Genomic DNA, 10,024 nt, shown 5'->3' with positions numbered 1-10,024 from the left:
AGTCTCAATCCCCTCTAAGCGGGGCCTGTTCGTGGACACCAAATGGTCGGAGCGCTTTCAACTTCAACGGAATCGGTCTCAATCCCCTCTAAGCGGGGCCTGTTCGTGGACAGCTGCCAAAATATCGCATGGCATATGGGGGGTTTGCAAGCCATTTTTTGAGTACCCCCCCTCGTCCGAAAAAACGGACCAAAAACCGGGCTTTCTGAATATCTTACTTTTTCACATAAAGCCTTGTTTTTAAAAAGCATAATCTCGATTTTACTACCTATTTCTGACATAACAACACCTAAGATTTTGAAATTAAAAAATATAATTTATCTCAAAGCCTTTTTTCCATTGTTTTACTAATAGGTGCAAACAAAATCCGGGACTCGCTGTTATCGCAACCAGAAAAAAACCAATCAATTCCAAACAAATAAAAAAATAACTTGATACAAAGGACCATGGTTTTACTTCTTTTAGGCATTCCAAAAAAGCAATTTTGTAAAAAGTATTTTCGGGCTGAAAACAGTCTGAAATGTCCGTTACCAAAGGTTTTACTTACACAAAAATCCCATGGACTGCAAGGACAAAACCCATCCGCAACAGCCCGGATTCAAGCTCGCAGCCATCCATTTTTTAAAAATCTGACTGTGAGAGAAGCTGCTTTTCCAAAGAAATGGTCAAAAAGTTCAGATTTCCAAAGAAGCTGATTTTGTAGATGCGCCATCCTGGCGCATTCTTTAAAGCGGCTGGAAGCCGCTTCTACTTTTACAGCGTCCTATGCTGTGTTTTAGGTCTTGCCATATAAGAACGTATGAAATTGCTCAGAGGTGAGTACTTTATGGTTTCAATCTTGAATGAATTGCCCCTTCCGTACAGGAAGGGGCAAGAAATGGGCGCGCTTATATCATAATGGAACAGTTTTCAAAGATCCTACATCTGATTTTGCAATGGTATCACCTGAAACGGCACTCTACCGTACCCGGCACAGGAAGCCTGCCTTTTGACAGCTCCCATTCATGTTTCATGTGCCGGATCGGATTTAACGGAGCAATGCAAATAATCTATGTTTTTCCCAGCTTTTCTTCCAGCGTCATGGACAATAGCTCCCAGTCCTCTTTTTCCATCTGATCTTTCAGGGTTTCAAGGAAAGCAGGAAGATCCTTAAGAAGGGGCCAGGTCCGTTCATCGCCTTCAATAATTTCTAAAATGGCATCCGGATTATGGCTAAGTCCCATGTCCTCCCAGCCATAGGCCAGATTTTTAACGACCCCAAGCTCTGCGCCTGCACGTACCTCGGATGGCCACTTTTTAAGCATAAGATCAAAAATGGCTCTGGCATCGGTGGCATGTTTCATATTTTCTAGGTCTTCGTCCTTCTGCCAGTTTTCAAGCACTCCTTTCAGATTTTTGAAACGCTGGTTCAGGCCCTTGAGATCCTTATGCTCTCCCTTTTCCACCTGCATACGCAAAAGGGCAAGGGGCATAAGGGCTTCCATCACAGGCTTGAGGCTGTCTGCAAACTTAAGGCGTTCAATGGCCTTGACAAAGTAAGGTCTCAAAGGGGAATTCCCTTTGTGCTGCCTGTACAAGGCCTGAAGGGTCTCCGCATCCGTGGCATTTTCTATGGACTTGCGGATTTCAGCGGTTTTTTCCTCTTCGGAAAGAACATAGGCAAAACGACCATAACCCACAGCCCGCTTCCCGCCAATGCCCTCTTCCCTCAGGGCTTCAATCAGCACTTCACGGGCAAGCTTTCTGTATTCTTCCGGTCCCTGAATGACCACCAGAAAGGTAAGGCCGGGACGCAGGGCCGCCATTTTAATGGGAACAGGATCTTCCATGCCGGAAGGCAGAGAATTGTTAGCACCATAGTATTTTGCATGGTGGGGGGTAATAATATCACTGTCAAACCAGTCGCCCCCGCTTCCCCTTCTCTCCCATGGACTCAGCCATGCATCATGGAAAACAAGGGTGCCTGCATAGCTTTGGGCTTTGTCATCCGTCTCACGGATACCACCGAAAAGCTCAACCTGGGCATCGGACTTGACGGCTGTCTTCGTCTGATGGCGGCTCCAGGCATCCCCGCCATGGCGGGCCAGATAGGAAGAAACAAGACCCTTCAGGGAAGAACCGGGGATGGTGGGTACACCCCAGGGATAGTTGAGCTGGAAACCAAACTCAAAAACAGAAGCGTTGCCCGTGCCCATGAGTATACGGGTCAAGGCTTCCACTTCAAATATCTCACAGTCCCCTGCAACGCCAATGGCTTCCTTCCATCTGAAAAAAGACTGACGGTAGGCTTTGGCTGATTCGGAAGGGAACCTGAAGGCAGACATATCAAAAAGCCCGCTGTCCTTAGCCCCATGCTCATTTTGCAACCAGTCATCTATAACAGGGTTTAATTTTGCTACCCTGAAGGAAAGATTCTCACATTTACCCCGAACAATATTTCTGTGGTCCTGTCGTATGGCTTCAAAGGACATAATCACTCCCCTTCTGTGTCATCCGCCGTTCCTTCAATGAGAATTTCCCCAATGCGCTTATGCCACTGCAACAGGGTCAGCATATTGCGGGAGGCCTGCATATATTCAGGAAGGTTGAGCCTTCTGATATTTGCAAGATAGTCCTCTGTACCTTTACTTTTCAGAGCCCCCACCTTGTCCATTTCCGTTCTCAGGTGCTCAGAAAGCCAGGCATAGTGCTTTTCCTTTTTTCCCTTAGCCTCAATAAAGGTAACAAACTGCACCAGACCCACGGTACGGAAAATCCCGCCGCTGCGCTTGCAAAGAGACTTATACCGTTTAGCCGTCATCTTATCTTCATTCGCAAGACCATTGATGCTGAAAAAAACCGCATCGGAATATTTCTGATTTTTCAGCATTTACACCCCCTTTACGAAGCTGACGGAAACAAAGCCTTTGCCAGTGGTGGACTTTCCACCCATCTGGGCAAAAAGCTCCCTGCGCTTTCCTTCGGAAATAAGAACGGCGGCAAGCTCCTCTGCGCCCTGCTGAACATCCGGAGAAAAGGAACGGTCAACACCAATAAGGGAGTACATCAGGGTCTCCGGTGGAACGGTTTCCTCATACCAGAGTGCGCCCTGCTTTACTGTTCCGGTTTTGCTGTCTATGGCAATGCGGGCATCTACGGGAAGGCCAGTTTCCGAAAGAAAATTCAAGGCATTGTCATCTGCAATGGCAAAACGCTTGGCAAAGAGGGTCTTGTCCTCATCATTGACACAATACAGATCTGCTATGATTTTTGCCCAGTCATCCGCCTTTTTTTTATCTATGGCAAGATCAAGCTCTTCCAGAAGAATCATGTCGGCATTGGGGCTTTTTAAAAGCGTATCAGTAGTGAGCATCACCCGGTAACTGTCATTTTTTTCCTTAAGGCCAAGGTGTGTGGGTATCTCAGGTACTTTCAGGGAGGGCATTACCCTGGCAAGGGCGGCCTTGAACTGCTGCAGGGTATAGGGCGAAACAAGATATGCAAAGGTGCCATAAAAGGAGCGTACCGGCAAAGCCAGAAGCAGGGCATCCCCCATGGAAATGGCCGAAGCAAAGGCTTTTTTATCGTTGCCATCCGGGTTGTCTGCACCAAACAGTGCTTCAATCCGATCATCTGCATCATTCCTGAATGCATCCTTTAAAACGCCTTTAATGGAAGAACCCGGAATCAGAGGGTGGCCACTGACCTTATGGCGGGCTACGGGAAGGTCAATATCGTTCATGCCGGTACCCACACCGCAGTGCAGGGGCGAAAGGGTTTTTATGGCTCCAAGAAGATGAATCATTCCGTATCCTTTCCATTTATAATTGTTTTGGCTGCACCAACAAGTACCTGACCGTAACCATCTTTTTCCCCACGGCTTTCCGGCAGACAGAGAGACTGCCCCCAGAGGGCCTGCGCCAGAGAAAGGGATTCCGATGGCGTTTTAAGCTCAACAAGATAAACGGCACCGGGCCGCACTAGTTTTCTGAAAGCCTTGGGCTTTTTTTCCTTAAGATCCCATCCGCTGACAGGCTCCCATCCCGTAACAACAGCAGAACGAAGGCGGATTTCTATGCCGCTTCTGGGTTCTTTCACCCAGGCAAAGGCTCCTGTTTCCGTCTGCTTTGCCAGCCATTCCGGAGCCCAGCCACCAAAATCCCCGTGGGTAATGAGAATAAGTTTCAAAAACTTTTGATTTTCACAGACCGCATGGGGTTCAGGAAAAGTTTCCTGTTTCACAGGAAAAAGATCCACCCTTTTTCTTTCTCCACCAAGGTAAAGAACGCCGGGTACTTTTTCTTCCGGCTTGAGGCCTTTAAGGGAAAAGCTGATGCCCATATCACCTATGGGTTCCGGCCTTGGCATCTTACCGGGCAGGGCTTTTTCATCGGTTGTTTTTCCCGATTCTTTTCTGGCCTTAACGGCCTTGAGATAAATACCGGATTCACCGTAGAGCCTGCCTTCATCCGCCGCACGGGTTGCGGGGTCCAGTGCCACATGAATACGAATATCTTTGACAGGACCATCAATGGTTTCTGTATCTTTATCGAGATCCCGACCTTTTACTTCAATGCTCCCCGCAAGGTAGTCCTGAGCCAGTTTTTTTCTTAAAAATCCAGGAGGTGTCTGGGGCTTTCCCTTGGACGAAAGGCCGGGATACAGCCAGTCCGGATCATTCCAGTCTGTGCCTTCTGTTTCCGCATGGCTGCTGTATGTCAGAGGATAAAGACAAATTTTTTTCTTTTTCCCATCATCCTCTTCAAGGCAGAGCAGATCCGCAGGAAAAGGTAAAAGGATCTCTGCCTCTTCAATGGTCCTGCCCTCTTCAATCAGGCAGGGAAGAATTTTTTCCATGGAAACATCAAGAAGTGCATCCAGATTTTCCTTGTTTTCAAAGGCATCTTCAGGGCCTGCAAGCACCAGAGCCGTTCGGCACATGCCCGCAAGTGTCTGGGGAAGGGGCCAGGCCAGACCCGTTCCGCCAAAGGAACCAGCATCGCCAAAGGGTCTGCCATCCCTTAAAATCAAAAGCTCTTTACTGGAAAGCATGTAACGGGTCATGGGGTCTCCTTTCCTTCGGCCAAACGAACAGCCCTTGCTATCTGATGTCCGATTACCAATTCATCGGAAAACTCCCTGATGGAAACTCTGCCTGAAAGCAAAGGAATCAGTTTTTTGTTTTTTTCCCGGTTTCCATCATTTTTCTGATCAAATATTCTTTTTATCAGGGCGGCGGCGGCATTGTTGGGAACCACCTTTTCTCCTGCCTGTGTGGCAAAATTCATTTGATCTCCTGCGGAAAGGGAGGCCTCCCTCAACTGATATCCAAGGCGGGCAGGGAGTACGGTTTCAGGATCATTATACAGATCCACCACCGCACCCATGCGCTCTGCCATGCCGGGAAGATCTGGCTTATTATCAACCCTATCCCATTTTCCAACTATGGAAAGTTCTCCGCCGGAGCGTTTGTTCTGCACAATGGCAAGGGCATTACGGCCTCCATTCTTGGCCATTTTTTCTGCTTTCCTTGCCTGATCAAGGGCCTGATCCAAGGGCATACTGTGATGCACAATGGCAAGCCCTGCACTGAAGGTAGGCTTGACTACCGACTCCGGAAGGTTCAGCTCTTTGTGTACAGCAGCCATGGAATCATGGAATTTTAGACGAAGTTTATCTGCACAGGCCAGTGCCTTATGAAGGGGGAGGTAGGCCATGACATCATCCCCGCCGGAGTAGATGAGGCTGCCGGAATACCCTTCCACAAGTCCTTTTACTTCTTTTGCAAAAGTACTCAATTCACTTGTGAATCGGGCATGTCCTTCCTGGGTTTTAATGGCATCGATCATTTTACCCATGTTGTCGCCATCGCCCACAAGAATGACCGCATACAGGTGAGGTTCTCCGCAAACCTTCACCATTTTATTTCTGGTTTTCCATGCTTCACGGATACTGCTTTCTTCCCCTAGATGATTTTTCAGGGCATCCCTGCCTGCGTAGTAAAGATCAGATTCCAGATTCTGCGAAAGACCTGTAGCCTGCTTTTTTTCACTATATCGGCCATTATTTGTTCCTTGAACAGCACTCTGAAAGGCAATGAAGGCTTCAAGTTTTTTCATATTACCCTCAATTCCCTCAAGCCAGGGTATTAAGGCAATATCTGAAAGGTCATCGAAATGCTCATTCACCTGCTTTTTTATGGCAAGGGGATAAAAGCGTTTGATGCAGCCCATGGCATCAAGGCGTTCATTTTTTTTCAGAAGGCCTTTAATTTCCTTAAGCTTTTCTCCGAGTACGGTTTCTCGCATACCATCCAGGCTGTTTTTAGGAACTCCTGAACCTTCCCACATTGGCGGACCAAAGGGTCTTACATTTTTACGGGATGCAAGGAGGCCTTCCACACGGTCACGGGCTGAAGCGTATCCACCAGCGGCTTCAATTTCTACCCATGCAGCGTAAAACTCGCCGTAATCCTTCATCTGTTTCTGAAAACGCTCCCTGTCCAAGCGGACAAAGGGGAGTGAATCCATTTTTTCAAGGGTTTTTTCTCCAATTTCATCAAGATGGGCCTGCCATTTTTCCTTTGCACGCTGCTGGATACGTTTTGCCTCTTCCGGGGAAGAAACTTTTACCAGAATTTTGTTTGCCACATTTAAATCTGACAAAGCAGCCAGATCTACAGCCTCCTGTCCCGGAGCAAGGGAAGGGAAAATCAGTTTTGCGCCGTCTTCATGCAGGCTGCGGGCGATGGTTTTTGAAAGCTCCGAAAGCAACATGGAACCTATCCAGAGATCCCTGAGTTTTCTTGCTGTGGCTATGAATTCCTGCACCGGGCCTATGGCAATGACAAGAAGGGATTCTTTCATTTCACCTCCTCAAGGCCCAGCTCACGGAAAAGAGCCTGATAAAGAGTTTCATCTTGGCGGAGTTCTGCACCCTGCCTTGTTTTCATCATCTTTTTTCCGGGAGCAGGGGCAAAGGGATTGGCAGAGACAGGCACATCAAACTTTAATCTGCCCTGCTTCAATTCAAGGGCTTCAGGAAATGCCTGTTTCAGCACAAGGGCCATACGCAAGGCCTTGCCATCGGGAAGCCGAAGGGCTTTCAGGATCACAGGAGAAGGCCAGCGTCCAGCCTTAACCGGCGCAAGTTCCACCTGAGGGTCCGGATCGCCCATGCCATTTCCCCTTGTGTTGAACTTGGTAATAATGGGCAAGCCAAAGGCTGCCCTTGGGAACCACACACCATCGGGATGTTCCGGCTTATGGTTTTTAGACTGCTGCCTTGTGAGGGTACGAATGGCATCGGGTTCCGGCCAGTAAGATCTTCCCGGAGTAGGCTTGTTGGGTCTGCGATCCTGCCTGAACCCGGAATAGGATGTAATCAGTCCCCTCCAGGCTGCCGCTGTATCTGTGCCTGCAGATTTTACGGCCAGAACAGCACCATGGATGCGGGGATAGTCCAGCTCTTTTCCATTGTTCTGAAATGCGTTAACAAACTGATAAATATCCTTTTCATCTTTAAATTCTGCCATAAGCTCTTCGCAGTAGAGAGAGCCGCAGCCCCGTCGGGTTCTTGCACCGATTCCGCCAAAAAGAACCCAGAGTTTAAGGGTTTTTTCAACGACAGGCCAAAGGGATGCCGGGCAGGAAACCTGAAGCGTAAAGGAAAGAGACTCAATGAAAAGAACTTCTTTTTTGTCATTTTTTATGGCTGATGTTACGGGAAATGCAACAAAAACAGGAATAACATCCCCTTCTATGGCAAAGCCCCTTTCATTCAGTGCTGCCTGGGATTTCCTGCTGACCGCCTGTTCTAAAACAGCAATTTTTACAGGGGATTGAATACGTTCCTCTTTCCCTTCCGCCGTCACCTTACCACCCCAGATTTCATTTTCCTTCTGAAGCAGTTTCTTTGGCTCACTTTCCGATTGCATGGTCCGCCACCAGAAACGGAGCTGCCCTTTCACGGACTGCCCCCTTACGGGCTGCTCAGGATGCAGCACCCAGCTTTCGCTGTCGCCACCCATCATGGGCGTTATCAACTCCAGAGAAAAGGTTTTGCAGACCGTCTCTTCAGACTGCTGCCGCCTGAACTCCGGAAGCCCTTCCCTTAAAAAAGGTTTCCTCATGCTTCCATCCTTTCCAGGGCCGTTCATTCCCTGTTTTCCAATTTTGTACACTTGCGCTTGACTGAGCCAATAATCTACACAGAAAATTACATCTTTTTCAATACAAAGATGCCATCAGTCGGCTTTTTATATTGAATACGGTCTCATTTATTCAAGAAAGTCTTTCCACAAGGCGGTTCACAACAATTTTCAACTGCTGAAGATCCGAAGCAAGCGTATCCGCTCCTTCGGCTGGCTTGCGTAATATTTCAAGGGTATGCCCCAAGATCACACCACAGCAAAGGAATCCACATCCGGCACCATGCCGGAACCGTCACACCGGATTTCACGGATACAGGCAGCACAAAGACGATAATAACGGACAGAATCCGTATGGGCATGGATATGCTTTTCTATGGCTGACCGCATTCTGCGAAATGCCGCATCACCGAGGAGGGGGCATTCATATACGGATTTCTGCACCCGGACACCATAGCCCTGCAGCACCTTATTTACCCGGTAACGCACCCGGTTGTCGCTGATGTCAAAACATACCAGCACAAACATGATCATGCCTTCCAGGCAAAGGGGTTGTATGGTTTGTTTTCCAGAAGCCAGTGGCCAAAACAGCGTACCTGATACCGGATCAGATCCCTGAATTTCATAGGGCTTTCTTCAGGTGGCCATGGGATACGGCTTTCAAGGAGTTTTTCCCATGAGGCAATGAGCCTGTGTCTTGCTTTTGGTGTCATGCGCACGGAAAGCTCACCTTCTTCTCCATCCTCTTTTTCTTCAAAGTCTTCGGGCTGTACGCCATTACGGTTGAGAAGGGTCAGCACCAGTCTGTCCACGGCAAAGACCCGGTATTCTTCCATCAGGTCACAGGCAAGGGCCGGTCTGCCCGGTGCCAGTTCGTGCAATGATCCAAGCCATGGATCAAGGCCTTCGGTGAGAATTGCAGAAAGCACCTCGGAAAAAAGCACCGTATAGAGGTAGGAAAGCATGGCATTTACCGGATCTCTTGGGGGTCTGCGGTTTCTGCCCGTGAAAGCAAATGCCGGATTCTGGATAAGACGTGAAAATGCCTGAAAATACATGCGTGTAGCCGCACCTTCCAGCCCCCTCAGCTTTGCGGGGTCCCGGTCTTCTACAAGGGGCGTACAGGCTTCAATGCGAAGGGCAAAGCGTGCAAGTTCACTGTCTCCAAGGGCTCTGGATCGCTGTTTCAAAAAAGCGCTCATGGTTCTTATTTTTCCTGCCACGAGAAGGGCTGTCATCTCTCGGCCCGTCTCTTCCCCTGCAAGTTTTCTGTACTGGGCCATGCGGCGCTCCACATGGCTGCCGGGATCTCCCGTAACCACAGCACGAAAACGTCCGTCTGGTGCGGCAAACACCGTATCCACACCTTTTTTAACGAGAAAATCAAGGAGACCCGATGAAAGGGATGAGCGACCCAGCAGCACAAGCCGCCGCAAACCTGACAGCGGAATTCTGTCGCAGGCTTTACCTTCCCTCATCACAACGATGCTTTCTCCTTCCTTTTTCAGCCAGGAACCGGAAGACAGAACATAGAGAACTTCTTTCATGCCGCATTCTCCTTTTTTAAAAAACGAAGATGCAAAGACCAGATCCTTCTGTAGGGAGAATACGGCACTGGATGGATTTTTTTTAAGATAATGGGAAGAAAATAAAAGAGCGGAGGCTGGAGGCTGGAGGCTGGAGGCTGGAAAAAACAATACAGGAAATTTTAATTAAACTCAGCCTATGAATGATGCACTCGCAAAAACCCTTATTTTAGAATTTTGGTGCTAACAATATCAGCATGTTGCAACCCTAAAAGAGGAGATTTTTGACTTTTTGCGAGAGCATCATGAATCATTTTTTAATTATCTTGATTGTGTCTCAATCCCCTCTAAGCGGGGCATGTTCGTGGAC

Annotated in this window: 9 protein-coding genes; 1 reads left to right on the top strand and 8 read right to left on the bottom strand. The window is 48.3% G+C overall.

Annotated elements, in window-relative coordinates:
- Nucleotides 1-446 precede the first annotated feature (446 nt).
- On the top strand, nucleotides 447-695 hold the full coding sequence (locus tag LZ24_RS17710; protein WP_222427686.1) for a hypothetical protein: 249 nt from the start codon (nucleotides 447-449) through the stop codon (nucleotides 693-695).
- 354 nt (nucleotides 696-1,049) lie between these two features.
- Here the strand turns inward: LZ24_RS17710 and cmr6 are convergent, their stop codons facing one another.
- The 8 genes from cmr6 to cas1 form a co-directional block, all read right to left on the bottom strand.
- Nucleotides 1,050-2,471 (bottom strand): type III-B CRISPR module RAMP protein Cmr6, encoded by a 1,422-nt coding sequence (gene cmr6 / locus LZ24_RS16300; protein ID WP_144686779.1) that lies wholly within the window; start codon nucleotides 2,469-2,471, stop codon nucleotides 1,050-1,052.
- 2 nt (nucleotides 2,472-2,473) lie between these two features.
- Complete coding sequence (gene cmr5, locus LZ24_RS16295; protein WP_144686778.1) at nucleotides 2,474-2,869, bottom strand: type III-B CRISPR module-associated protein Cmr5; 396 nt, start codon at nucleotides 2,867-2,869, stop codon at nucleotides 2,474-2,476.
- Nucleotides 2,870-3,784 (bottom strand): type III-B CRISPR module RAMP protein Cmr4, encoded by a 915-nt coding sequence (gene cmr4, locus LZ24_RS16290; RefSeq protein WP_144686777.1) that lies wholly within the window; start codon nucleotides 3,782-3,784, stop codon nucleotides 2,870-2,872.
- Entirely contained in the window at nucleotides 3,781-5,043 is a 1,263-nt protein-coding gene (locus LZ24_RS16285; RefSeq protein ID WP_144686776.1) for a type III-B CRISPR module-associated Cmr3 family protein, read from the bottom strand. Before LZ24_RS16285 ends, cmr4 begins: the two co-directional genes overlap by 4 nt.
- The gene (gene cas10 / locus LZ24_RS16280; protein WP_144686775.1) at nucleotides 5,040-6,845 is read right to left on the bottom strand and encodes a type III-B CRISPR-associated protein Cas10/Cmr2; all 1,806 of its coding nucleotides are present in this window, start codon (nucleotides 6,843-6,845) and stop codon (nucleotides 5,040-5,042) included. The genes LZ24_RS16285 and cas10 overlap by 4 nt, the downstream gene beginning before the upstream one ends.
- Entirely contained in the window at nucleotides 6,842-8,110 is a 1,269-nt protein-coding gene (gene cmr1 / locus LZ24_RS16275) for a type III-B CRISPR module RAMP protein Cmr1 (RefSeq protein ID WP_186443220.1), read from the bottom strand. Before cmr1 ends, cas10 begins: the two co-directional genes overlap by 4 nt.
- A gap of 267 nt (nucleotides 8,111-8,377) precedes the next feature.
- The gene (gene cas2 / locus LZ24_RS16270; protein WP_144686773.1) at nucleotides 8,378-8,656 is read right to left on the bottom strand and encodes a CRISPR-associated endonuclease Cas2; all 279 of its coding nucleotides are present in this window, start codon (nucleotides 8,654-8,656) and stop codon (nucleotides 8,378-8,380) included.
- Between the two features lie 2 nt (nucleotides 8,657-8,658).
- The gene (gene cas1, locus LZ24_RS16265; protein ID WP_144686772.1) at nucleotides 8,659-9,675 is read right to left on the bottom strand and encodes a CRISPR-associated endonuclease Cas1; all 1,017 of its coding nucleotides are present in this window, start codon (nucleotides 9,673-9,675) and stop codon (nucleotides 8,659-8,661) included.
- Nucleotides 9,676-10,024: the final 349 nt, after the last annotated feature.

This window comes from Desulfobotulus alkaliphilus (assembly GCF_007830435.1).
Lineage (GTDB): Bacteria > Desulfobacterota > Desulfobacteria > Desulfobacterales > ASO4-4 > Desulfobotulus > Desulfobotulus alkaliphilus.
Note: the sequence above shows the minus strand (reverse complement) of the source record. Positions and strands in the feature narration are given on the sequence as shown.

What these genes read in the sequence shown, in the direction of transcription:
- LZ24_RS17710 (WP_222427686.1), top strand. Translation starts at nt 447, where the DNA reads ATGGTTTTACTTCTTTTAGGCATTCCAAAAAAGCAATTTTGTAAAAAG.
- cmr6 (WP_144686779.1), bottom strand. Translation starts at nt 2,471, where the DNA reads ATGTCCTTTGAAGCCATACGACAGGACCACAGAAATATTGTTCGGGGT.
- cmr5 (WP_144686778.1), bottom strand. Translation starts at nt 2,869, where the DNA reads ATGCTGAAAAATCAGAAATATTCCGATGCGGTTTTTTTCAGCATCAAT.
- cmr4 (WP_144686777.1), bottom strand. Translation starts at nt 3,784, where the DNA reads ATGATTCATCTTCTTGGAGCCATAAAAACCCTTTCGCCCCTGCACTGC.
- LZ24_RS16285 (WP_144686776.1), bottom strand. Translation starts at nt 5,043, where the DNA reads ATGACCCGTTACATGCTTTCCAGTAAAGAGCTTTTGATTTTAAGGGAT.
- cas10 (WP_144686775.1), bottom strand. Translation starts at nt 6,845, where the DNA reads ATGAAAGAATCCCTTCTTGTCATTGCCATAGGCCCGGTGCAGGAATTC.
- cmr1 (WP_186443220.1), bottom strand. Translation starts at nt 8,110, where the DNA reads ATGAGGAAACCTTTTTTAAGGGAAGGGCTTCCGGAGTTCAGGCGGCAG.
- cas2 (WP_144686773.1), bottom strand. Translation starts at nt 8,656, where the DNA reads ATGTTTGTGCTGGTATGTTTTGACATCAGCGACAACCGGGTGCGTTAC.
- cas1 (WP_144686772.1), bottom strand. Translation starts at nt 9,675, where the DNA reads ATGAAAGAAGTTCTCTATGTTCTGTCTTCCGGTTCCTGGCTGAAAAAG.